20 protein-coding genes are annotated in these 23,326 nt (G+C 47.7%); 17 read left to right on the top strand and 3 right to left on the bottom strand.

Annotation, left to right across the window (positions count from 1 at the left end):
- Positions 1 to 8 precede the first annotated feature (8 nt).
- Entirely contained in the window at positions 9 to 2,006 is a 1,998-nt protein-coding gene (locus ACN08Z_RS03755; RefSeq protein ID WP_419103259.1) for an acyltransferase family protein, read from the bottom strand.
- 183 nt (positions 2,007 to 2,189) lie between these two features.
- Here ACN08Z_RS03755 and dapB point away from each other — a divergent pair, with 183 nt between their 5' ends.
- The 14 genes from dapB (at position 2,190) to dapF (ending at position 17,394) form a co-directional block, all read left to right on the top strand.
- Positions 2,190 to 2,945: a 4-hydroxy-tetrahydrodipicolinate reductase gene (gene dapB, locus ACN08Z_RS03750; protein ID WP_419103258.1), complete on the top strand. Its 756-nt coding sequence runs from the start codon at positions 2,190 to 2,192 to the stop codon at positions 2,943 to 2,945.
- A gap of 5 nt (positions 2,946 to 2,950) precedes the next feature.
- Positions 2,951 to 3,547: a hypothetical protein gene (locus ACN08Z_RS03745; protein ID WP_419103257.1), complete on the top strand. Its 597-nt coding sequence runs from the start codon at positions 2,951 to 2,953 to the stop codon at positions 3,545 to 3,547.
- 67 nt (positions 3,548 to 3,614) lie between these two features.
- Positions 3,615 to 4,550 carry a 4-hydroxy-tetrahydrodipicolinate synthase gene (dapA, locus tag ACN08Z_RS03740; RefSeq protein ID WP_419103256.1) on the top strand — a complete coding sequence of 312 codons (936 nt, stop codon included), beginning with the start codon at positions 3,615 to 3,617 and terminating at the stop codon, positions 4,548 to 4,550.
- A gap of 80 nt (positions 4,551 to 4,630) precedes the next feature.
- Positions 4,631 to 6,352, top strand: coding sequence for a ribonuclease J (locus ACN08Z_RS03735; protein ID WP_419103255.1), 1,722 nt, complete (start codon positions 4,631 to 4,633; stop codon positions 6,350 to 6,352).
- A gap of 110 nt (positions 6,353 to 6,462) precedes the next feature.
- Positions 6,463 to 9,585: a DNA translocase FtsK gene (locus tag ACN08Z_RS03730; protein ID WP_419103254.1), complete on the top strand. Its 3,123-nt coding sequence runs from the start codon at positions 6,463 to 6,465 to the stop codon at positions 9,583 to 9,585.
- A gap of 31 nt (positions 9,586 to 9,616) precedes the next feature.
- On the top strand, positions 9,617 to 10,216 hold the full coding sequence (gene pgsA / locus ACN08Z_RS03725; protein ID WP_419103253.1) for a CDP-diacylglycerol--glycerol-3-phosphate 3-phosphatidyltransferase: 600 nt from the start codon (positions 9,617 to 9,619) through the stop codon (positions 10,214 to 10,216).
- Positions 10,213 to 10,686 (top strand): CinA family protein, encoded by a 474-nt coding sequence (locus tag ACN08Z_RS03720; protein ID WP_419103252.1) that lies wholly within the window; start codon positions 10,213 to 10,215, stop codon positions 10,684 to 10,686. The genes pgsA and ACN08Z_RS03720 overlap by 4 nt, the downstream gene beginning before the upstream one ends.
- 240 nt (positions 10,687 to 10,926) lie before the next feature.
- Positions 10,927 to 11,370, top strand: a complete 444-nt coding sequence (locus ACN08Z_RS03715; protein WP_419103251.1) for a helix-turn-helix domain-containing protein — start codon at positions 10,927 to 10,929, stop codon at positions 11,368 to 11,370.
- Positions 11,371 to 11,445: 75 nt separating this feature from the next.
- Entirely contained in the window at positions 11,446 to 11,670 is a 225-nt protein-coding gene (locus tag ACN08Z_RS03710; protein WP_419103250.1) for a DUF3046 domain-containing protein, read from the top strand.
- A 201-nt stretch (positions 11,671 to 11,871) separates the two neighbouring features.
- A complete protein-coding gene (recA, locus tag ACN08Z_RS03705) occupies positions 11,872 to 12,975 on the top strand; it encodes a recombinase RecA (RefSeq protein WP_419103249.1) in 1,104 nt (367 codons plus the stop codon).
- A gap of 115 nt (positions 12,976 to 13,090) precedes the next feature.
- Positions 13,091 to 13,771 carry a regulatory protein RecX gene (locus ACN08Z_RS03700; protein ID WP_419103248.1) on the top strand — a complete coding sequence of 227 codons (681 nt, stop codon included), beginning with the start codon at positions 13,091 to 13,093 and terminating at the stop codon, positions 13,769 to 13,771.
- A gap of 141 nt (positions 13,772 to 13,912) precedes the next feature.
- Entirely contained in the window at positions 13,913 to 15,436 is a 1,524-nt protein-coding gene (gene miaB / locus ACN08Z_RS03695) for a tRNA (N6-isopentenyl adenosine(37)-C2)-methylthiotransferase MiaB (RefSeq protein WP_419103320.1), read from the top strand.
- Between the two features lie 25 nt (positions 15,437 to 15,461).
- Positions 15,462 to 16,406: a tRNA (adenosine(37)-N6)-dimethylallyltransferase MiaA gene (gene miaA, locus ACN08Z_RS03690; protein WP_419103247.1), complete on the top strand. Its 945-nt coding sequence runs from the start codon at positions 15,462 to 15,464 to the stop codon at positions 16,404 to 16,406.
- Positions 16,407 to 16,464: 58 nt separating this feature from the next.
- Entirely contained in the window at positions 16,465 to 17,394 is a 930-nt protein-coding gene (gene dapF / locus ACN08Z_RS03685) for a diaminopimelate epimerase (RefSeq protein ID WP_419103246.1), read from the top strand.
- A gap of 61 nt (positions 17,395 to 17,455) precedes the next feature.
- Here the strand turns inward: dapF and ACN08Z_RS03680 are convergent, their stop codons facing one another.
- On the bottom strand, positions 17,456 to 18,076 hold the full coding sequence (locus tag ACN08Z_RS03680; RefSeq protein ID WP_419103245.1) for a class I SAM-dependent methyltransferase: 621 nt from the start codon (positions 18,074 to 18,076) through the stop codon (positions 17,456 to 17,458).
- Positions 18,077 to 18,200: 124 nt separating this feature from the next.
- On the opposite strand from ACN08Z_RS03680, the gene hflX reads away from it, so the two are divergent.
- Entirely contained in the window at positions 18,201 to 19,817 is a 1,617-nt protein-coding gene (gene hflX / locus ACN08Z_RS03675) for a GTPase HflX (RefSeq protein ID WP_419103244.1), read from the top strand.
- A complete protein-coding gene (locus ACN08Z_RS03670) occupies positions 19,814 to 21,853 on the top strand; it encodes an ATP-dependent DNA helicase (protein ID WP_419103243.1) in 2,040 nt (679 codons plus the stop codon). The genes hflX and ACN08Z_RS03670 overlap by 4 nt, the downstream gene beginning before the upstream one ends.
- A 73-nt stretch (positions 21,854 to 21,926) precedes the next feature.
- On the opposite strand, the gene lexA is transcribed toward ACN08Z_RS03670, so the two are convergent.
- Positions 21,927 to 22,637 (bottom strand): transcriptional repressor LexA, encoded by a 711-nt coding sequence (gene lexA / locus ACN08Z_RS03665; protein ID WP_419103242.1) that lies wholly within the window; start codon positions 22,635 to 22,637, stop codon positions 21,927 to 21,929.
- 283 nt (positions 22,638 to 22,920) lie between these two features.
- Between lexA and ACN08Z_RS03660 the strand changes: the two genes are divergently transcribed.
- Entirely contained in the window at positions 22,921 to 23,310 is a 390-nt protein-coding gene (locus tag ACN08Z_RS03660; protein ID WP_419103241.1) for a LysM peptidoglycan-binding domain-containing protein, read from the top strand.
- Positions 23,311 to 23,326 lie beyond the last annotated feature (16 nt).

Genomic DNA, 23,326 nt, shown 5'->3' with positions numbered 1-23,326 from the left:
CAAGACCTTTACCATGCGGGGGAAGTGGCTGGCTGAACAGGTTCTGCCGGCTCTTCCTCCGCCGTATCTTGGCGCTCTAAATCTTTTTCCGCCTGAGCTACTGCTGTAGCAATAGTTTGGGCATAAACTTTTTGACCGATAGCTTGAGGATGCACCCCATCCGAGACAAGATACTCTGGATGATGTTCAGCAGCCTTTGCCCAATCCGCAACAACAATATTCTTCGGATATTTTGCGGCAGCTTCTTTAATGACCTTATTAGAATCTTGAACCCACGTCAGATGCGCAGGAGCAGCACCCGTGACAAGAACAATTTTTCGTTGACCATGATCCGAAATATCTTTAACGAGCTGGTCAATCTCCTCCATCGAATACGTAGAATTAGTTGTTACCGAAAGTACGACAACAGAACCTAATTGTCCATGCTCGTTCAGACGAGAAATCACGGGGAAAGCTTTGACGATAGTGCGAGAGACTTCTCCGTCAATAATCGCTTCAGGCAACGCCTCGTGAAGGGCCTCTGCCGAAGCTAAAGACACTGAATCCCCAATAACCGTTACCGAAGGATTCTCTTCCTTCCTCGTCGCTTGTTTAGAGGAGCTTTCTTTCTCCGTAGCAGCCACAGAATCAGCGTCGGGTGCAGGCGTGGGCTTTGGGGCGGCGATATGTTCTTCATGAGCCTTTTGCGCTTGTGCTCCAGCTGCCACAATATCTTCTGCAGAGGTTGTCTTGGGTGCGGTAATGACTGCCGCTGTGGTAGCAGCAGTACACAGAAGAACCGCACCTAAAGCCACAAAAGAAGGTACTTTTTGTGCGCCAGAGAAAGCACCCCACACGGAGGAAGCACATGCCAGAAAACCGTGTTGGCGGATAGGCTCCTCAACGTACATATATGACAAGCCCGAAATGATTAAAGTCAAAAAGAGAACAAAGAACTCAACCCAAAATTTCTGATGGACACCAAAAGTGTAGTGTGCAAGAACATAGAGCGGCCAATGCCAGAGGTAAATACCGTAAGAACGTCGCCCAATCCACACTAAAGGAGCCCACGAAAGAACCTGACGTAGAACATCTGAAGCAGGATTATGCACGTCAGGTAAGAGAGCCTGAATCACCGCCAACGCTAGGAAACCAGCAAAGAACAACCCACCAGGCATAAAAAATATTTGGGTCTGTTCTAAAAGCGTTGCATAAAGTGCTAAACCAAAAAGGGCTAACCAACCGGCACCTGAACGTAAAGCACCCTGCCAATGCTCCCCGTAACCGACCAGCTGATATAAACGAGAATCAGCTGGAGGATACATGCTCCACGGAATCATCAGCGCTAAAAGAACACCCAACATCAAAGGAAAAAGATGCGTATCCGTACCATAGTAGATACGGTTTGGAGAAACCTCGAAAACGTTGAGAACAACACATAATAGAACCGATAGCAACCCCAAAATAACGGGGATAAGCGCACGACGACTCCACCGCGAAACAAACATGAAAACAATAACAAGCACTACCGGCCACAGAATATAAAACTGCTCTTCAACCGCTAAAGACCAGAAATTAGTGAGCAACTCAGGGGAAGTCTGTGTGAAATAATCATTGCCAGAAAAAATATAGAGCCAGTTAGAAGAAAAAGTGAACGCACCAAAAATTTGACGCCCCAGATTCACCTGCGCATCATGGCCAATGATGAGCGTAAGCGTACCAACAACAATGATGAGCAGAACAATCGCTGGAATGAGTCGACGAGCACGACGAACCCAAAAATCAATGATGTTCATCTTGCCGGTGTAGGCACCTTCACGCAAAAGCAAAGCAGTAATGAGGTAACCGGAGATGACGAAAAAAATATCGACACCAATCATGCCCCCTGGAAGAACTCCGGGCCATAAGTGATAGACCACCACACACAATACGGCTAACGCTCGTAAACCATCTAAACCAGGTAGACGATACTTCCGTTGGCCTTCTGCAGGGTCAACACTGGAATAAAAGACATGCTCTTGATTCAACTGTTACCTCTAATTACCTACTGAGTTACTTCACGAGAAACGAAGTAACTGTATAAGTTTATGGCACAGTTGAGAATATATCCGCAATTTTTCTGCGCTACATTTAGAGTGTTATACAGACGCCGAAGAGAATAACGACCCTCTTACCTGCATCAAAACACACCTCAAGGAGAAAACGTGAGCATGAGCACCCCCTGGAAAGTTGCCATCGCCGGAGCCTACGGAAAAATGGGACAAGAAGCCGTACGAGCCGTAGAAAACGCACCTGACATGGAACTCGTCGCTCAACTCGGTTCTCACGATCCTCTAGAAAAGATGATTGAAGCGCAAGCACAAATTCTGGTAGATCTCACCGTCCCCAATAGCACCGAACAAAACGTCCATTTTGCTATTGAACACGGAATCCACGCCGTCGTTGGAACCACCGGATGGGATGAAGAAAAACTCAACCGGCTTACAGAAAAACTGACACAAAATCCAACAACCGGAGTGCTCATCGCCCCGAACTTCGCCATCGGAGCCATTCTCGCCACAGAATTTGCAGCACGGGCAGCCCAATACTTTGAATCAGTAGAAATTATTGAACTTCACCACCCACAAAAAGTTGATGCACCATCTGGTACGGCCGTACACACCGCACATAAAATAGCTCAAGCACGCAAAACAGCAAATCTGCCAGTATCTCCTGACGCTACTGTCACAGACACCGGAAACTCTCGTGGAGCACTCATCGACGACGTCAGAGTACACGCTGTACGCTTGCGAGGGCTCACTGCAAGTCAAGAGATACTTCTCGGAGACGAAGGGCAACAGCTGACCATCCGCCACGACTCCTTTGACCGTTCCTCGTTCATGCCTGGGATATTACTGGGCATCCGAAAAGTCAGCTCTCACCCTGGCTTAACACACGGACTCGACCATTACCTCGAACTGAACTAAAAACCATGAACTCGCTACGAAACTTCACAGCGAGCGCATGCGTGCTCTTAGTCCTCACCATCTTCATACTGCCCTTAGAAAATCACACGAAACTTTCTCTAATCGCGGTTTTAGCCTGTAGCGCTCTATTCCTCTTCTGGGAGGTAACCGGACGAACCAAAGCCTTTGCATGGGCTATCATTATCGCGCTCACTCTTTACCTACTGATGAGCATGAGATATGCTCTGGCTTTATTCCAAGCAGGAACACCCACCGGTTATCTGATGGGCGCTGGCATGATAGGCCTACCAATACTAGGGGGGTGGGCCATGATACGAGAAATACTCTTTGGTATACGTGTTGAAAAACTTGAACAACAACTCCACCTCGACGACACCTCCAACTCGTATCGTGAGCTGCTCCAACAATTAGATGACGGACAAGCCCAAGAGCTCTTTAATAGCGTAGAAGATTGTATTAAACACGAACCCCACAGCTGGAAGAACTGGTTTGTTCTTGGACGCATCTATGAAGTACTCAAAGACCGTAAACGGGCCAGAAAATCTATACGTATAGCGCTCGCCTTATCTGAAGGTAAAACACCCGCATCGTTAGAGGTGTAGAGGTGTTAGCGGAGATGATGAGTCGGCAAAATACAAAAACTGAGCAAAAGAGGGTAGTCTAAAGAATATGTCTGAGTCCTTAAACCACACTAAAGGTACGTTTGTTGAGCCGATTTTTGGCAGAATGCTCACCGCTATGGTGACTCCTTTTTCTGCTGACGGCTCTGTTGATGAAGAAAAAACAGCCCAACTGGCACAATACCTTGTTGATCATGGTCACGATGGGTTAGTTGTTTGTGGCACAACAGGCGAGTACTCCACCATGACAGACGAAGAAAATGAGCGGGTTTTCCGTATCGTCAAAGATGCGGTGGGGCAGCGTACCACGATTATTGCTGGTGTTGGTTCTAATGATACTGCCCATACTTTGCATTTGGCTCAGCGTGCTGAAGCAGTTGGTGTTGACGGTCTTTTAGTGGTGACACCGTATTACAATAAACCGACTCAGTCTGGTTTGCTCGGGCATTTTACCGCTATTGCAGATGCTGTACATACTCCTGTAATGCTTTACGATATTCCTGGGCGTGCGGGTATCCCTATCGCTCCAGCTACTTACCAGAAGCTTGCTCAACACGAAAATATTGTTGCTGTCAAAGACGCTAAGGCTGACTTTTCTGCGGCAACAGAAGTGATGGCAACAACCGATTTACAGTTTTATTCTGGTGACGACGGGCTCACCTTGCCATGGTTGGCTATGGGAGCTGTCGGACTGATCGGCGTGACAACTCATATTGCACCGCAATTATTCCGAACATTGATTGATGCCGTCGTCGCTGAAGATTTATCTCGAGCGCAACAGTTGCATCGAGAGCTCACTCCTATTGTTACGGCAACGATGTCGTGTGTTCCAGGGTGTGTAGCTGCCAAAAAGATTCTTACATGGCAAGGACTTTTGGAATCTCCAACGGTTCGCTTGCCACACGTGGAGCCGACGCAAACAGAGGAGACTCTCATGCGTTCTTATCTAGAGCAATCGTCGATAGCTTCCACTCTTATTCGCTAAAAACTCGGATGAAGCGGGTTCATGAACTCTTCTAGTTTGTGGACTCGCTTTTGCCATGACATATATTGAAGGACATAATATTGGCAGTATTTGATACAGAACTTCGCCAACCTAAAAAGTTGAAAAAAGACACTCTACGTGTTGTTCCTCTTGGCGGGTTAGGCGAAGTCGGACGTAACATGACCGTATATGAGATTAACGGTCAGCTTCTCATCGTGGACTGTGGTGTGCTCTTCCCTGAAGAATCACAGCCTGGTGTCGACCTCATTCTGCCCGATTTGAACTACATCAAAGACCGGCTTGACGACATCGCGGCAGTTGTCCTTACCCACGGACATGAAGACCATATCGGTGCGGTACCGTATCTATTGCGCCGTCGCCCTGATATTCCGTTGATTGGTTCTCAGCTAACTTTAGCGTTGGTTGAAGCGAAGCTTGCTGAACACCGCATCAAACCCTATACCCTCACTGTTGTTGAGGGGCAGACCGAAAAAATTGGTCCTTTTGAATGCGAATTTGTGGCTGTTAACCACTCTATTCCAGACGCTTTAGCAGTATTCATTCGTACAGCTGCCGGTAAAGTACTTCATACTGGCGACTTTAAAATGGATCAGCTACCTCTAGACGGTAGGCTCACTGACCTTCGCCATTTTGCGCGTCTAGGAGAAGAAGGCATTGACCTCTTCTTACCAGATTCAACCAACGCTGAAGTTCCTGGTTTCACCCCGACTGAAAAGAACATTGGTAAGGTTCTTTCTCAGGTTTTCCGTGACGCTACCCAGCGTATTATTGTGGCGTCTTTCTCCTCTCACGTGCACCGCGTTCAACAGGTACTTGAAGCTGCCCATGAGCGTGGTCGAAAAGTAGTGTTGGTGGGGCGTTCTATGGTCCGTAATATGACCATCGCCGAGAAATTGGGATACTTGAAAGTTCCTCCAAATACTTTGGTTGATTTGAAGAAAATTGACCAATACCGTCCTGATGAAATCGTCATGATGTGTACCGGTTCTCAGGGAGAGCCTATGGCAGCTTTATCTCGTATGGCTAATGGGGATCATAAGATTCAGGTTGAACAAGGTGACACTATTGTTCTTGCTTCTTCTTTGATTCCCGGTAATGAGACGAGCGTTTATCGCGTTATTAACTCTTTGTTGAAGCTCGGTGCTGAGGTTATTCATAAGGGCAACGCAAAAGTTCACGTTTCTGGGCATGCGGCTGCTGGAGAGTTGCTGTACTGCTATAACATTCTCAAACCTAAGAACGTTATGCCTGTTCACGGTGAAGTTCGACATCTTATTGCAAATGGTAATTTGGCAATTGAGACGGGTGTTCCTGAAGAAAACGTCTTATTGTGTGAAGGCGGCACTGTTGTTGACTTGGCAGATGGTGTAGCTCAAATCGTCGGTCAAGTACGCTGCGACTACGTTTATGTTGATGGCCGTTCGGTGGGAGAAATTACCGAAGAAGACCTCAAAGACCGCTTGGTCTTGAGTGAAGAAGGCTTTGTCTCTGTTGTTGCTGTGATTGATCGTGAAGCAAAACGCGTGGTCTTCGGGCCAGACATTCACGCTCGAGGAGTCGCTGAAGACGATTCTGTCTTTGAAGATATTGCTCCTAAGATTACCGCTGCTCTTGAAGACGCGTTGCATCTTGCTCCCGAGAAGGTTCATACGACGCATCAACTACAGCAGATTGTCCGCCGTACGATTGGTTCGTGGGTTGCTCGTCGTCTGCGACGTAAACCCATGATTTTGCCAACGGTTTTGGACACTCCTTCGGCAAAGACTTCAACAACTGAATAAGTTAAAGATAAGGTTTAACTTATTAGTTTTTATTCGTTATGATTCAAGCGGGTGAAACGACCTTTGGGAAGGTTTCACCCGCTTGAACCCACTGAAAACTTACGGGATGTATGGCACGCAGAACAGCATCAGCTCAGAAATCGAACACGAAGCGTTCTTCAACACGCACGCAAACTCGAAAGAAGAGCACTACTTCGCGCTCTTCGGCACGTTCAACAGCAAAAGTTGAGCGTCCTTCATGGTTCTCTCGTACCATTCTTGGTACGTGGAATGGTTTTGCGCACCTGATAGGTGGGGCTATTCGACGTATGGGCGAACTCCGCACTGATATTGCACCAGAAGACCGTCGTGACGGAGGAGCTTTAGTCGTTCTGTTAATGGGTCTTATTACTGCCGGTGTTGAATGGTGGGCATGGGGCACCGTTGTTTTACCCTCTTGGGTTGAAACTCCTCTGCATGGGTGGCATGTGCTTGTAGGGGGAGTATGGGGGCAAGGCGCTCTACTCATTCCCTTCTTTGCGGTCTTCTTCGCCGTTCGTATTTTCCGCCATCCGTTAGAGGTTCGTTCGAATAACCGTATTGCTGCTGGGCTGACGATTATGCTCGTTGCAGCGTCGATGGTTGCCGCGAAACTGAATGATTTTCCAACCTTTGCTCAAGGTTTTGAGGGAGTGTGGAACGGCGGTGGCGTTGTTGGGCTGGTGGTTTCTGCTCCTGCGGTACGTCTTGTTGGCGGTATTAACATTCTTGAATGGGTTCTTTGCGGATTTGTCTTTGCCTTAGGTCTGTTGATTGCGACAAAGACTCCACTGCGCCATGTTGGCCCTCGTCTCGTGCATATTATGGGGATTCTCTTAGGAGAGCCTCCTGCTAAAATGCCTAAAAAGCATGAACCTGAAGATAAGGTTGAATCACAGGTTCCGGTGTACCACGACCGTAGTTACCTCTACGAGAACGAAACAACAGCTTCAGAGCCCTCTTCTTCACGTGGCTTACTCGCTTGGTTAGGCTTTGGCAAAAATGCCCACCGAGACACTTCACTGGATCGTTACGACGGAGATGAAGCCTTCGAAACTGCTCTGCTCACTGAAGAACTAGAACCGCACGAACAACTCTCTTCAGAATCTGCTGCACCACCACAAAAAGGTCGTTTTAAACGCCGTTCAGCACGAACCGAGCCTGACACACAAAACTTAGAGACGCTCGCCTCTGCCCAAAAACTTCACAAAAAAACACCTACTGTTTCTCAACCCACACCAAAACTCTTTGACCAAGACCAGTGGGCGACAAAAGAAACGAGCACTCTTGACGCTCCTGCTCAGCGTTTAGCGCAAGCTCAACAAGCTGCTATCGTTCATGGGCGACGAGAAGAACCTCAAGAACACGAAAAGATATTCTCAACGCCTGAAGAACCTGCAACTTCTTACATTGAGCCGTCCTTTGACGCACCAGAACCTGCTGTTGCTAATATAGAGCCACCTAACACGCCAGTAGAGCTAACACCTCCACCGGCTGAAAAAACCGCAACACCAAAGCCCGCAACACCAAAGCCCGAAGTGGCCGAAAAACCTGCAATAAAGTCACCGCTAACAAACAACACTCTTAAACCAGCGGTGCAAGAGGCTCGCCCGCAACAGGTCGTACCGCTATCCACCGGCACTTACGCCCTGCCCGAAGAATCCATGCTGGTGGCAGGACCTCCTGCCAAAGAAAGCTCCGAGGTCAACGCTCAAGTCGTAGAATCTTTGACGAACGTCCTTGAACAATTCAACGTTGACGCAGAAGTGACTGGATTCTCTCGAGGACCTACCGTTACTCGCTATGAAATCGAACTAGGTGCTGGCACTAAAGTTGAACGTGTTACTGCACTATCCAAGAACATTGCTTATGCCGTGGCATCTGCAGACGTACGCATTCTTTCCCCTATCCCCGGTAAATCCGCAATTGGTATCGAAATTCCTAATACTGACCGCGAAACCGTAGCTTTAGGTGACGTACTACGTTCGAGCCAAGCACACCATAACGACCACCCCATGATTATGGGTGTGGGTAAAGACGTTGAGGGCGGATTCGTTCTAGCTAACCTTGCAAAGATGCCACATATGCTTGTTGCTGGTGCTACCGGTGCCGGTAAATCCTCGTTTGTCAACTCAATGATTACCTCCATCTTGATGAGGGCAACACCAGACCAAGTACGTTTGGTCATGGTCGATCCTAAACGCGTAGAACTGACAGCATATGAGGGTATCCCACATCTGATTACACCCATCATTACGAACCCTAAGAAAGCTGCTGAAGCTTTGCAATGGGTTGTTCGTGAGATGGACGCTCGCTATGACGACTTAGCACACTACGGTTATAAGCATATTGATGACTTTAACAAAGCGGTCGAAGCTGGAAAGATTCAACCTGACCCAGGTAGCAAACGCACTATCAAAACATACCCGTATCTTTTGGTCATCGTCGATGAGCTTGCTGACTTAATGATGGTTGCTCCACGCGACGTTGAAGAAGCCATCGTTCGCATTACTCAGCTTGCGCGTGCTGCTGGTATCCACCTTGTCCTAGCAACACAGCGTCCTTCTGTTGACGTCGTCACCGGTCTGATTAAAGCGAACGTTCCTTCTCGTATGGCGTTTTCGACGTCTTCAGTCACCGACTCTCGAGTGGTCTTGGATCAGCCCGGTGCTGAGAAACTCATTGGGCAAGGTGACGCTCTATTCTTGCCGATGGGTGCTTCAAAACCGATGCGTGTACAGGGCGCTTGGGTGAGTGAATCAGAAATTCATCAGATTGTTGAACACGTCAAGACTCAGATGCCGGTGAACTACCGTGAAGATGTTCTACAATCGGCGCCGAAGAAACATATAGATGACGACATTGGCGACGACCTTGACGTTCTCTTGCGTGCTGCCGAGCTGATTGTGACCACACAATTTGGTTCTACCTCAATGTTGCAACGCAAACTGCGTGTAGGCTTTGCTAAAGCGGGACGTCTGATGGACCTCCTAGAATCTCGCGAAATCGTTGGCCCCTCAGAAGGCTCGAAAGCACGTGATGTCCTTGTTCCACCTGAAGAATTACCCGCTGTGCTTGCACGTTTACGAGGTGAAGATGTGCCAGAGCCATCTGCTGGTTCACAAAATACAGGTGCTGATGAGTACCTGAACGTTGATGAGCCGTCATCGGATGATGACTCAAGCGAAGATGCGTGGAGTTTAACCGGTCGGTAAAAATGACGACAGAATAGAGGAAGGTTCTATCATGGGCAGAAAAAAACAGCAGACGCTATGGAACGTGCCTAATATTCTCACCATGTTGAGAATTGCAATGGTGCCTTTATTTATGGTGCTGTTGCTGGCGTCAGGCCCATATGGGCATTCCTCATCGTCGGCACGCTGGTGGGCAGTTGCTGTTTTTGCGCTCGCTATGCTAACGGATTGGCTTGATGGGTATATTGCTCGTTCTCAGAACCTCATCACAAATTTTGGAAAAATTGCAGATCCCATTGCTGACAAGTTGTTGACCGGTGCCGCCTTTATCGGATTCTCACTATTGGGCGAGCTGTGGTGGTGGGTGACAGCCGTTATTCTTCTGCGTGAATGGGGAATTACGCTCATGCGTTTCTTTGTGATTCGTTATGGCGTGATGGCCGCTGGCAAGGGTGGAAAACTTAAGACTGTCTTGCAAACTATTGCCGTGATTCTTATGCTTCTTCCGTTAGGTCTATTAGGTTTCTGGGCTTTATTGCCGGGGTATGTGGTATTAGCTGCGGCAACAGTTTTGACGGTAACTACTGGCGTTGAATACGTGCGTCATGCTTTAGAACTGCGTCGTACTGCTCGTAGAAGAAGGTTCTTATGACTTCTCAGACACTTGCGGAACAAGTGGTGTTCTATGCGCGACAACGACAGATTCTTATCGCTACTGCCGAGTCTTTGACCGGTGGAATGGTATCGCAACAGTTGTGTTCTGTTGCGGGGGCTTCTTCGGTGTATCGCGGTGGTATCGTTTCGTATGCAACAGATTTGAAGGCAAAACTTTTAGGTGTAGACGAGCAACTTCTAGAACGTGAGGGTGCTGTTCACCCTGAGGTGGCTCAGAGTATGGCTTTTGGTGCTGCTCAAGTGTGTGGGGCTGATTATGCTCTTGCTACGACGGGTGTTGCTGGACCTGAACCGTTGGATGGTCAACCCGTTGGTCGAGTATTTTTGGGTCTTTGTACTCCTGAGGGTAATTTTGCTCAGGGGAAGATGTATCAAGGTACACGTGATGAGATTCGTAAAAGTGCTTGTCAAGATGCTTTAGAACTCTTGTTGGGCTATGTGAAATGATTCAGCGAAAGATGTTTAGCTGAATTTTCAGTAAAACTACAGAAAACTTTGAGATAAAAGGGGAATGAAATAGCCTCTTTGTGCTGTTATATATAATGCATCTTTCAAGAACTTGATGATTCAAAAGTTCTTTGTGAATCAAGATAGTAGATGAGTGCTTGAAGATTCATCATGCGTTAGGCTATAGAAAATATAGCTTCGAAGATTCGAAGCCAGAAATATCAGGAGTTAGGTATAAAAATGACCAAGCAACCCGTATCCGTGAACGGTGTCGTCCGTTGGAAGGATGTGGGTCAGTCCACCAACACTGCACCCACTCAACACGAGCCAAAAGTACTTCTTTTGCGTCAAGCTATTGGTGAGGTGCTTCGCGATGTTCGTCAGCGTCAAGGACGTACGCTTCGTGAAGTTTCGCATAGTGCCCGTGTTTCTCTGGGATATCTTAGCGAGGTGGAGCGTGGGCAGAAGGAAGCTTCTTCTGAGCTTCTTGGTTCTATCTGTCAGGCATTAGATATTCCGTTATCACAGATGTTACGTGAGGTTTCTGACCGCATTTCTGGAGAAGAGCGGTTCAGTGTTCCCGATACTGTTCCTACAGAATTTTCAGAGCAGTTTAATCGTGAGTATGGTATTGCTGCAACATCTTCTAAAGATATCCCTGCTGAATGTGCCACAACACGCTAAAGTGTAGCGGTTCATAGAATATGAAGTACGGTTGCTTACTACGGTGGGCAACCGTACTTTATCTGTGAGGACATCATGCGTTTAAGTGAATTTTGGAGATTGATGGATGATGAGTTTGGTGCTCATTATTCTCGAGTGCTTGCCAAAGATGTTGTGTTGGGTGCTTGTGGTGATGTGACTGCTATTGAAGCGCTAGAGCAAGGTGTTGAGGTGCGTCGAGTATGGGAAGCTGTGTGTGATGTGCAGGATGTTCCTGAGTCTCGTCGTTTGGGGCGAGATATACCACCGCGAAAAAATTAGTAATTTTGTTCTATTTTATTTTCTGTGTTAGTAGAAAATGTGTTCGATAGAGGGTATGCTCTGTATTCGGAGCTTGAAGATATAACGCACGGTATCTTATCCACAGTTTTGTACTTCTCTGTTTTTCAGCGCTAACGCTTGTAGAGTGGTAACTAACAATAACAATAGTCATTCGGACGTGCCGAAGTGAGGTAACACAATATGGCAGCTAAATCTCGAAATACTCAGCAGGTAAGCCGAGTATCTGATGAAGGTCGCGAAAAAGCTTTAGAGACTGTTCTTGCCCAAATCGACAAGAACTACGGTAAAGGCGCTGTGATGCGCCTTGGCGACAAAGAAGCCGTTAAAGTGGAGACTGTCTCAACCGGCGCCTTGTCTCTGGATGCTGCTTTGGGTATTGGCGGATTGCCTCGTGGTCGTGTCATCGAGATTTATGGTCCTGAATCTTCTGGTAAAACAACGGTAGCTTTACACGCCGTTGCTGATGTTCAAAAACGTGGCGGTATCGCTGCATTTATTGATGCTGAGCATGCACTTGACCCAATCTATGCTGCAAAACTTGGTGTCGATACAGATGCCTTGCTTGTTTCTCAGCCTGATACTGGCGAACAAGCTCTAGAAATTATGGACATGCTCGTTGGCTCTGGTTCCGTAGACATTATCGTCGTAGACTCTGTTGCTGCTTTGGTTCCGCGCGCTGAGATTGAAGGCGAAATGGGGGATTCCCACGTTGGTCTACAGGCTCGTTTGATGTCTCAGGCGTTGCGTAAAATTACGGGTCGTTTGGCACAGACCGGTACTACCGCAATTTTCATCAACCAGCTACGCGAAAAAATCGGTGTGTTCTTTGGTTCTCCAGAAACAACAACCGGTGGTAAAGCTCTTAAATTCTATGCTTCCGTTCGTATCGACATTCGTCGTATCGAGACGCTAAAAGACGGTGCGCAGCCTATCGGTAACCGTACTCGAGCTAAAATCGTTAAAAATAAGATGGCTCCACCTTTCAAACAAGCTGAATTCGACATCCTATACGGCGAGGGCATCTCCGTTGAAGGTGGCATTATCGATATGGGCGTTGACAACGGCATCGTTAAAAAATCTGGCGCTTGGTTTACTTACGAGGGTGAACAGCTTGGGCAAGGTAAAGAAAACGTTCGTAAGTTCTTGAAAGACAATCCGGAGCTCACCGAAGAAATTAAATATAAGACCTTAGTTAAACTCGGCATCATCGAAGACGATACGCAGATTGGGGAGAGTGAAATTCAGGAGAGTGACCCTCTCAATAGCTCTTCAGACGGGCTCTAATATTTCTTAGATAGTGGGGTAAGGAGCGTATGCTTCTTACCCCACTATTTATTCGTGAACCATTGACGTTTCATGTTGAGCTATATTGCCTAGCATCAAAGTTGAGGAGAAGAACATGGAATCTTTTGACGAAGAGAACTATCCTTCATGGCACCCTGCAGCATGGGGCGCTGCAGAAGAAGACCTACTTAAAAGTTCTCAGGACTTCTCTGGCTCATCTTCAGCGGGGCAAAACCCTTGGGGTGATCAAAATGCCTCTGAGAGCAAAGATCTCAGCGAAGAACAGAAAGCCCGCGAGTTTACGCACGCAAAAAATATTGTGTACCAGCAACTAGCGGCTTCTGCTAAGTCACGTTTTCAGCTTGAGAAAAAACTATCCGATAAAGGAATCTCTGCAGAAATTGCAGAAGATATTTTGCAACGTTGTGAAGCTGTTGGACTTGTTGACGATGAAGAATACGCCCAGATGTATGTGCGTACAACAGCAACGCTGAAGAAATTATCTCGTGCAGCACTACGACGAGAACTACAAGCTAAAGGGATTCGTGAAGAATATATTGAGCAGGCGTTAGCTCAACGTAGCGACACTGACGAATACGAAGATGCTGTGAGCCTTGTGCAAAAGAAATTACGTCCGTCAATGAATTTCAGCGACTATCGAGAAAAAGAGAAAATTATGCGTCGTCTTGTCTCCATGCTAGGACGTAAAGGATACTCTTCTTCTCTGGCATTTTCTGTAGTGCGTTCGGAAGTAGAGCGTATGGTACGCGAACAAGAGCATCTGTCGTATGAGTGAGTATTTGGGTAGGTATGCAGGGGGCACTATAACTAAACGGGGCTGATTGGTTGCTTTGGTATGAGTGACCAAAAACCCGTAAAATCTACTCTTAGTGACAGCCTGACAGTATATTTCATCGAGTAGGGTTAAAGAGTGACTTTGAATCTTCCTGAACAACAGACTTCTTCAACAACGTGTACAACAACCTCTAAGCCTTCACGAACCTACGAAGTTCGTACTTTCGGCTGCCAGATGAACGTCCACGATTCTGAACGCATGAGCGGATTGCTCGAAGCTAATGGCTATGTACCCGCCAGTTCAGAACAAACACCAGATCTCATCGTCTTTAACACCTGCGCTGTACGTGAGAATGCTGACAACAAGCTATACGGTAACCTTGGTCAGCTTGCTCCTGTCAAACGAGCCCATGAAGGAATGCAAATTGCTGTTGGCGGATGTCTTGCACAAAAAGATCAAGACACCATCATCAAAAAAGCGCCGTGGGTAGACGTCGTTTTCGGAACACACAATATCGGTTCACTACCAACATTGTTAGAACGCGCGCGACATAACCACCAAGCCCAAGCAGAACTTCTTGAATCTCTCGAAGTTTTTCCCTCCACGTTACCTACCAAACGCGATAACGTGTATTCTGGGTGGGTTTCTATCTCTGTAGGTTGTAACAACACCTGCACTTTCTGTATCGTGCCAAGCCTACGCGGTAAAGAGAATGACCGCCGCCCAGGAGAAGTCCTCGCAGAAGTTCAAGCACTTGTCGACGACGGAGCTATCGAAGTGACCTTGCTTGGTCAAAATGTGAACTCGTACGGGGTAGACTTTGGCGACCGTCAGGCCTTTTCAAAACTTCTACGTGCCTGCGGAAATATTGAAGGGCTTGAACGAGTCCGATTCACCTCACCACACCCTGCAATGTTTACCGACGACGTCATCGATGCAATGGCTGAGACGCCAAACGTTATGCCGGTGCTACATATGCCTTTGCAATCTGGTTCAGATAAGGTGCTTAAAGATATGCGTCGCTCATATCGTTCTAAGAAGTTCCTCGGCATCTTAGATAAAGTTCGTGCACGTATTCCTGAGGCCGTCATCACCACAGATATTATTGTCGGGTTCCCTGGAGAAACTGAAGAAGACTTCCAAGAGACACTAAAAGTTGTTGAACAAGCACGTTTCTCTTCTGCTTTTACCTTCCAATATTCGATTCGTCCTGGTACTCCCGCTGCAACTATGGAGAATCAAGTACCTAAAGAAATTGTTCAAGAACGCTATGAGCGTCTCATTGCTTTACAAGACCGTATTGCTGGTGAAGAAAACCGTAAACAGCTAGGTAAAACGGTAGAGCTGATGGTGGTTGCAGAATCCGGACGTAAAGCAGAACAAACTCATCGTCTTGCAGGACGTGCTCGAGATCAGCGTTTGGTGCACTTCTCTGTTCCTGCCGGTTGTGAGCAGCCTCGACCCGGAGACCTCGTCACTTTACCCATTACGGAAGCCGGTTCTTTCCACCTTATTTCAGACCCTAGCGCTGAAGAGTATTCTTTACGTCGTTCACGTGCCGGTGACGCTTGGGATAGAGCACAAGCTGATTCTTGCGGTACAACTGGCACTACTCAAGTTCCTGGGACACCGGTGAACTTGGGGTTCCCCACTTTTCGTTCCTAGCCGTTAAAGGTACTGTGTGATAGCCATGCTTGCTTCTCAAATGCAAGAAGAACACAATTTACCCGTTATTGCTGTTGTCGGCCCAACGGGTGCAGGGAAAACGGACTTTGCGATTGAGTTAGCTCAACATCTTGGTGGAGAGTGTATTAATGCTGATTCGATGCAGTTCTATCGTGGGATGGACATCGGTACGGCTAAAGTCACAGTAGAAGAGATGCGGGGGATTCCTCACCATCTTCTGGATATTCTCGACATTCGTGATGAAGCGTCTGTAGCTATTTTCCAGCAGCAGGCAAGAGAACTCTTCGACCAGATTCGTTCACGTGGAAAATATCCCATTATGGTGGGCGGCTCTGGGCTTTATGTTCGTGCAGCATTGGATATTTTAGATTTTCCTCCCACTGATGCTCAGATGCGTCAATGCCTAGAGCGAGAGCTTATTGAACAGGGGCGTGGCGTTCTTCTCCAACGTTTACAAAAAGTTGATCCTGTATCTGCTGCTCGTGTGCATGACGATAGACGTCTTGTGCGCGCTTTGGAAGTCTGGGAAATATCAGGGCGACCGTTCTCGTCCTTTATGCCAGAACGTGAGTATTATCAGCCTGCTGTACAAGTCGGGATTAATTGTGACCGTTCTCAGTTGCATCAGCGTTTAGAAGCTCGGGTTGAGAAGATGGTTCAACGCGGTCTTGTGGATGAAGTCCGAATACTAGAATCTTTAGGCCTTCGAGAGGGAAAAACGTCATCTCGTGCGATTGGGTATCGGGAGTTCTTACGTCTTATCGAGGCGGAAAGTTCTGCGTCAAAGAGCTATTCTTTGGAACAGGCTATGATGGATACGACGACTGCGACCCGTCAGTTTGCACGCCGTCAAATCACATGGTTTAACGCTGATCCTCGAGTCAGGTGGCTTGAGGGCGATACCTGCGAAAAACTCGCTCAGACGCAACAGCTTCTGGCAAAATACTGATAAACATTTTGATATCACAAGCAACGATAACGCGTGTTCTCATCGACGGCGAAAGGCAATGAGTATGACAGAAAATATGTGGGGAGATTTGACCGGTGTTCCACTCACCAAAGGACATGGAACCGGCAACGACTTTATTTTCGTCACTGACCCTGAAAAACAATTAAAACTACCAGAAGAACTCATTGCCCGTGTCTGCGATCGTCACTTTGGTATTGGTGCTGACGGTTTTATTCGTGCTGTTAAAGCGCAGATGATGGAATCTGACGCACCTGAAGACCACTGGTTTATGGATTATCGTAATGCTGACGGAACCATCGCTGAGATGTGTGGTAATGGTGTTCGAGCTTTCGTAGAATATTTGGTTTCTGAAGACTTGTTGACACTTGAAGAAGGCGATCGGGTTCGTATCAGCACCCGTGCAGGGGTGAAGACTGTCGGCAAAACAGACAACGGATATGCCATTGATATGGGGCCATGGAGTTTCATCGATGGAGATGTCGCCCGTGAAAGTGGCGTAGACTCGCAGGTGAGCGTCCGAGGGCTTAAGACACCTCGTTCGGCGCTCTCCATTTCTATGGGGAACCCTCATACTGTTGTTGCTCTGGGCACTGATGGAAAACTTGATGGGCTGAGCCTTGATGCTGCTCCGAAAGTGAGCCCGACACCTGCCCACGGTACGAACGTTGAGTTTGTTGTTCCTGAAGAAATTGAGGATACAGAAGCTGAAACAGGGTTAGCGCATGTGGGCGCTATTCGGATGCGCGTTTATGAGCGTGGTGTGGGAGAGACTCTCTCTTGCGGTACTGGTGCTTGTGCAGCAGCTGCGGCAACCCGCTTCTGGGCTGGAGATGACGCCCCCGATGAATGGCTCGTGTACGTTCCTGGGGGAACTTTAGCTGTCACCTTTGTAACGGGTCCTGACGACCTCGAACATGTGGTGCTAGCAGGTTCGGCTAGTATGGTTGGAAAAGTCGTTCTTGTATAGTCGTGATGATGTGAAGTTCTATGTTTTGAGAACCTCACATCATCTTTTTATGCGTTGCGAATTAAGCGTTGCGAACAACTTCAAGGATTCGGAACCCCTTAGAGGTACTGTAGCGTGACACGTGAAAAGTACCCTGTGGCTGTTCTTCTAATTCGTGTGCTAACCATTTTTGTAAAGAATCTGCCCCGAGGTTCTTTTGAACCACGAGATATGCGCATCCGCCCACGTTTAACCGTGGAATCCATGTACGTAATATATTGTGTAGGACATCTTTTCCTACACGGATAGGTGGATTAGACCAGATGGTGTCAAACCGTAAATCTTGAGGTACTTCCTCTGGAGAGTAGACCGTCACATTGGTCAGCCCTAGCTTTTGCGCGTTGGTACGGGTGAGCTGCGCAGAACGTTCGTTAACCTCAACACCGGTGACCTGAGCTTGAGGGTTTTTTAATGCCAATGTCAGGGTAATAGGGCCCCACCCTGTGCCGATATCAAGAAAAGAGGTGCCTTCTGGCTCGGGTACATTTTCAAGGAGTATTGCGGTGCCTTTGTCGATACCGCTGGGACTGAAAATACCTGATGCGCTTTGTACTCGTACTCGTTGGTTTGCTAGAGTGACGTCAATTTCACGAGGGGAGAAATCGCTATTGGGTGTAGCGGAAAAATAATGTTCGGCAACCATAGCTCACTACTTTACGGGAAAACAGAAGCTGGCGCTTGAACCTTCTTCCTCTGAGCTCGAAGAAATATCGTGGCTTCATACTGAATAAGGGCTGTAGAATGAGAGCAGATTGACGAAAGGTACTATGAATACTTCTGAATTTAATGAGCAGAATCCTCAGAAACTCCCTAGCGACGAACTGTTGAGGGAAACAGTAGACCGTGTTCTTGGGCGTTCTGCATCTTCTCGTTCTGGGGCGCGTGTTTTGGACGAACAAGCACGCGAAATATCTGCCGTGGATGTTGAACATTCACACTATGATGGCGCTCAAGAAGATCTTGCTGAGCGTCGAGCCTTGCGACGTGTTGCGGGTCTATCAACAGAACTTGAAGACGTTACAGAGGTTGAGTACCGTCAGCTTCGTCTAGAGCGTGTGGTTCTTGCCGGATTATGGACAGAAGGTACCGTTGCCGATGCAGAAAATTCTTTGCGTGAGCTTGCTGCCTTGGCGCAGACAGCGGGTTCAGAAGTCTTGGACGGCATTATTCAACGTCGTTTAAAACCAGATCCGGGTACTTTTCTCGGTTCAGGTAAAGCACTTGAACTTAAAGATATTGTGCAGGCGACTGGTGCTGATACTGTTATTGTTGATTCAGAGTTGGCTCCTTCTCAGCGTCGTGCGTTAGAGGATATTGTGAAGGTCAAAGTCATTGACCGTACTGCTTTGATTCTTGATATTTTTGCTCAACACGCAAAGTCCCGTGAGGGTAAAGCTCAAGTTGAGTTGGCTCAGCTTGAATATATGCTTCCTCGTTTGCGTGGCTGGGGTGAATCTCTGTCTCGTCAGGCAGGTGGACGTGCCGCGTCGGGTGAGGGTATTGGTTCTCGTGGTCCTGGCGAAACTAAAATTGAGATGGACCGTCGTCGTCTTCGCGCTCGCATGGCAAAGCTACGTCGTGAGATTGCGGCGATGGCGCCCTCTCGCCAGACCAAGCGTTTGAACCGTCAGCGTCATGACGTTCCTTCTGTGGCGATTGCTGGCTATACCAACGCTGGTAAATCATCTTTGTTGAACCGTTTGACTGATGCTGGTGTCCTCGTTGAGAATGCTTTATTCGCGACTCTTGACCCTACGGTCCGTAAAGCCCAGACACCTGATGGTGTTGGCTATACGCTTTCTGACACGGTAGGTTTTGTGCGTTCTTTACCTACTCAGCTGGTAGAGGCTTTCCGTTCTACGCTTGAAGAAATTGCTGATGCTGATGTGATTGTGCACGTGGTTGATGGATCTCACCCTGATCCTGAGGGGCAGATTAAGGCAGTTCGTGAAGTTCTACATGAAGTAGATGCGCACGAGATTCCTGAGATTATTGTTCTGAACAAGGCAGATGCCGCTGACCCGATGGTGCTCGAACGCGTACAACAACGCGAGCGAGATACTGTGGTGGTGTCTGCTCGTACGGGGCAGGGGATAGCGGAACTTCAAGAGGTTATTGCGAAGCGTATTCCACGCCCTTCGGTTCAGCTGAATCTGCTTATCCCATATACGCATGGTGAGGTTGTTTCTCGTTTGCACCAGTGGGATGCAGAGATTCTATCAACAGCTTTTGTTTCTGATGGGACATATATTCAAGTGCTGGTTCGTGAACAGCTTTCCTCTGAACTAGCAGAATATGCTTTAGACGACGAATTGATGGAAGTCTTACGACCAGAGATTGAACAAGCTCGTCAGGATGGTGCTGTTGAGGTTTCTTCTCGATGAGTTCTTGTGAAGAACCGGTGAGTGCTCCTACTGGAGAAGAGCTTGAGACGTTGCCTGGAGCGAAGCCTGCTCTTGAACTACTAGATCATGTGATTGCTTCTAGCGGGGGAGAACAGCGTGCTGGGCAACGGAAAATGCTCGCTCATGTGGCTCAGTCCTTTGAACTGAAACGTCATCTGCTGGTCCAAGCTGGTACGGGAACGGGAAAGTCTTTGGGCTATCTGATTCCTGCTGTTCATTATGCTCAATTTTCGGATAAGCCTATTGTGGTTGCGACGGCGACTTTGGCGTTGCAAACACAGATTATCAATCGTGATTTACCGCGACTTTTAGAAACCCTTTCGAATGTTCCTGAGGGGCAAACTGATGTTGCTGTTCTCAAGGGCCGTAATAATTATGTGTGTGTTCATAAGCTTGAGGGCGGTTACCCTGAGGATGAACAAGAGGACACTCTTTTCGCTGCAGATGTGGCCAGTGGTTCTGTTGGCCGTCTTGGTCAGGAAGTGCTGCGTCTTCGTCAGTGGGCTCAGACAACTGATACTGGTGACAGGGACGATATTAAACCCGGTGTCTCTGACCGTGCTTGGCGTCAAGTCTCTGTATCTGCTGCTGAATGTTTGGGTAAACGCTGTCCTTTGGTGGAGTCTTGCTTTAGTGAGCTTGCACGTGAGAAGGCCGCTCAATCAGACATTATTATTACGAATCATGCTCTTTTAGCGATTAATGCTTTTGAAGGTATTGGTGTTTTGCCGGAGCATGAGGTTGTTGTTATTGATGAGGCACATGAGCTGGCAGACCGTGTGACGGGTGCTGTGACGGGATCTCTTTCTGCCGGAATGGTATATTCGGCTGCTCGTTTGGTGCGTAAACACACGAAAGCTAGTTCTGATCCTTTAGAGCATGCTGGTAGCGCTTTAGAAACGTCTTTACGTGGTGTTGCTGCAGAGCTTTTACCTCGTGGCTTGACGGAGAGTATTGCTCATTCTGTGGAGCTGGTGCGTGAAGCTGCACGTGTAGCATTATCTGATACGAAAAGTGATTCTAAAGATAGTGATGCTCCTCGTCAGCTAGCTCGTAGCGCGCTGTCTGAGTTATTAGAGATAGCGGAACGGTTATTGGGCGCTGATGAGCATCATGAGGTGGTGTGGTTATCTCGTCCACAATCGTGGGAAGCTGGGCGTGGTTATGCTCCTGCTTCTGATGATGACCCCGCAACGTTATATATTGCTCCCTTATCGGTTGCGATGCAGATGCGTGATGGGCTTTTTGATGGGCGAACTGTGGTATTGACTTCTGCAACATTAAAGTTGGGGGAGTCCTTTGATATGGTTGCTCATTCTTTGGGGTTAAGTGGTGCCGGTGCTCCTCGTTGGGAGGGGCTAGATGTTGGTTCTCCTTTTGATTACCCTAAGCAAGGTCTGTTGTATGTTGCTGCTGATATTGCTAAACCATCTCAGGGGATTTCTACTGCTCAATTAGAGCGTATGCGTGAGCTGGTAGAGGCTTCTAACGGTGGTGCTTTGGGGCTTTTTTCTTCAAGGCGTGCGGCTGAAGAAGCTGCGGAGTATCTTCGTGAACATACTGATGTTTCTGTTCTGGTGCAGGGGGAGTCTTCGCTTGGCTCTTTGGTGAAGGAATTTTCTGAGGATAAAGATTCGTGTCTTTTTGGGACGATGAGTTTGTGGCAGGGTGTTGATGTGCCGGGGGATTCTTGCCGTTTGGTGCTGATTGACCGTATTCCGTTCCCTCGCCCTAACGATCCTTTGATGCAGGCTCGTACTCGGGCTGTTGCTTCTCGTGGTGGTAACGGTTTTATGAGTGTTTCTGCGTCATATGCGGCTGTTCGTATGGCTCAGGGTGTGGGGCGTTTGATTCGTTCTAGTGATGATCGTGGTGTGGTTGCTGTTCTTGATTCTCGGTTGGCTACTCAACGGTATTCTGGATATTTGATGAGTGCTTTGCCTCCTTTTTGGAAGACTACAAGAACTGATGTTGTATGTGGTGCTTTGCATCGCTTGCATGCACAAGTGAGTTAGCGCATAAAAATATTGGGTGTGTTCCTGTTAGAGGCAGGAATACACCCAATATATTTTTTATGTGGTTTTGGTATTAGAGGCTTCGTAATACTGATACGACTTTGCCCATGATGGTGGCGTTGTCGCCGAGTATGGGTTCGTATCGGGTGTTTTGTGGTAGTAGCCAGGTGTGTCCGTCGCGTTGGCGGAAAGTTTTGACGGTTGCCTCGTCTTCGAGGAGTGCTGCAACGATATCTCCATTATTTGCGGTGTGTTGTGCACGGACGACAACCCAGTCTCCGTCACAGATTGCTGCATCAATCATGGAGTCTCCTTTGACGTGGAGCATGAATAAGTCTCCGTTGCCAACGATTTGGCGTGGCAATGTCATGACGTCTTCGACGGATTGTTCTGCGGTGATGGGACCGCCTGCGGCGATTCTTCCGACTAGGGGTACTACCGCAAAATCTTCGCTGTTGTGTTGAGGTGTTGGTAACTGAACGATGACCGATTCGGTGCTTTTTTCTTCAGTTGTTTCTTGTTCTTCTGCGAGTATTTCGATGGCTCGTGGGCGCTTGGGGTCTCGTCGGATGTAGCCTAATTTTTCTAGTTGTGAGAGTTGGTGTGTCACTGATGATAAGGATGCGAGACCTACGATGTCACCAATTTCTCGCATTGAAGGGGGGTAACCGTGGGTGTCTATAGCTTCAGAGATGGCAGTCAAGATGTGTTGTTGACGCGAACTGAGAGGTTTTCTGCCAGATTGTGGCGCAATAGTAGCGCTGGAGTATGTGTTATCGCTCACGGCGTTCCTTTGTCCATATTGAGGGGCCTGTCTAATGATGTTCTGGCGTAGCACCCCTAGCCATTGCTGAGATAGGGGATTTTAAAAGTCGTTAAACACTACCTGCCAATAAACAGTGTTAGGACAAGAGTATGGCACGTATCGAAAAAGTTCAAACATTTGTTCTAGTTTTTCTCGACTATATTCGAATTTTCTGATAGAACATATGTACTATATAGAACATAGTTTCGATTTATTCAGGGTGAATATTCGATATATAGCTCTATTGCTATCAGGAGGAAATATGTCAAACGTTCTGTATCTTCAGAGTTCAGCGTCTACACGTACCGCAGGTGCTTCACATCCAAATGCGCAGAACGCCTCAGATATTTACTGGGGTAAGTATCGTATTTCCTTCTTGTTGGGTATCGCTCTTTGCTTCATAGCAATATTGACCTTATTGACTTCTCTCTACCTCGCAAATACCGCTCATGCTTCAACGATGCAAGAATTACAACAGGTGACGGAGCAAGTTACGGTTGGATACGGGGATACTTTATGGAGTATTGCCGAAGAACATTCTGCCGGTATGGACGTTCGTGACGTTTTGCTTCACATTATGCACATTAATGATTTATCATCAACATCCCTAGATGTTGGGCAAAAACTTGAAGTGCCTCTTTACTCATTATGAGAAGTATAAGAGAAGA

Source organism: Rothia sp. P7181 (genome assembly GCF_048513015.1).
Classification (GTDB): domain Bacteria; phylum Actinomycetota; class Actinomycetes; order Actinomycetales; family Micrococcaceae; genus Rothia.
Note: the sequence above shows the minus strand (reverse complement) of the source record. Positions and strands in the feature narration are given on the sequence as shown.

Coding starts and splice junctions, on each gene's coding strand:
- dapB (WP_419103258.1), top strand. CDS start 2,190: ATGAGCACCCCCTGGAAAGTTGCCATCGCCGGAGCCTACGGAAAAATG.
- ACN08Z_RS03745 (WP_419103257.1), top strand. CDS start 2,951: ATGAACTCGCTACGAAACTTCACAGCGAGCGCATGCGTGCTCTTAGTC.
- dapA (WP_419103256.1), top strand. CDS start 3,615: ATGTCTGAGTCCTTAAACCACACTAAAGGTACGTTTGTTGAGCCGATT.
- ACN08Z_RS03730 (WP_419103254.1), top strand. CDS start 6,463: ATGGCACGCAGAACAGCATCAGCTCAGAAATCGAACACGAAGCGTTCT.
- pgsA (WP_419103253.1), top strand. CDS start 9,617: ATGGGCAGAAAAAAACAGCAGACGCTATGGAACGTGCCTAATATTCTC.
- ACN08Z_RS03720 (WP_419103252.1), top strand. CDS start 10,213: ATGACTTCTCAGACACTTGCGGAACAAGTGGTGTTCTATGCGCGACAA.
- ACN08Z_RS03715 (WP_419103251.1), top strand. CDS start 10,927: ATGACCAAGCAACCCGTATCCGTGAACGGTGTCGTCCGTTGGAAGGAT.
- ACN08Z_RS03710 (WP_419103250.1), top strand. CDS start 11,446: ATGCGTTTAAGTGAATTTTGGAGATTGATGGATGATGAGTTTGGTGCT.
- recA (WP_419103249.1), top strand. CDS start 11,872: ATGGCAGCTAAATCTCGAAATACTCAGCAGGTAAGCCGAGTATCTGAT.
- ACN08Z_RS03700 (WP_419103248.1), top strand. CDS start 13,091: ATGGAATCTTTTGACGAAGAGAACTATCCTTCATGGCACCCTGCAGCA.
- miaA (WP_419103247.1), top strand. CDS start 15,462: ATGCTTGCTTCTCAAATGCAAGAAGAACACAATTTACCCGTTATTGCT.
- dapF (WP_419103246.1), top strand. CDS start 16,465: ATGAGTATGACAGAAAATATGTGGGGAGATTTGACCGGTGTTCCACTC.
- ACN08Z_RS03680 (WP_419103245.1), bottom strand. CDS start 18,076: ATGGTTGCCGAACATTATTTTTCCGCTACACCCAATAGCGATTTCTCC.
- hflX (WP_419103244.1), top strand. CDS start 18,201: ATGAATACTTCTGAATTTAATGAGCAGAATCCTCAGAAACTCCCTAGC.
- ACN08Z_RS03670 (WP_419103243.1), top strand. CDS start 19,814: ATGAGTTCTTGTGAAGAACCGGTGAGTGCTCCTACTGGAGAAGAGCTT.
- ACN08Z_RS03660 (WP_419103241.1), top strand. CDS start 22,921: ATGTCAAACGTTCTGTATCTTCAGAGTTCAGCGTCTACACGTACCGCA.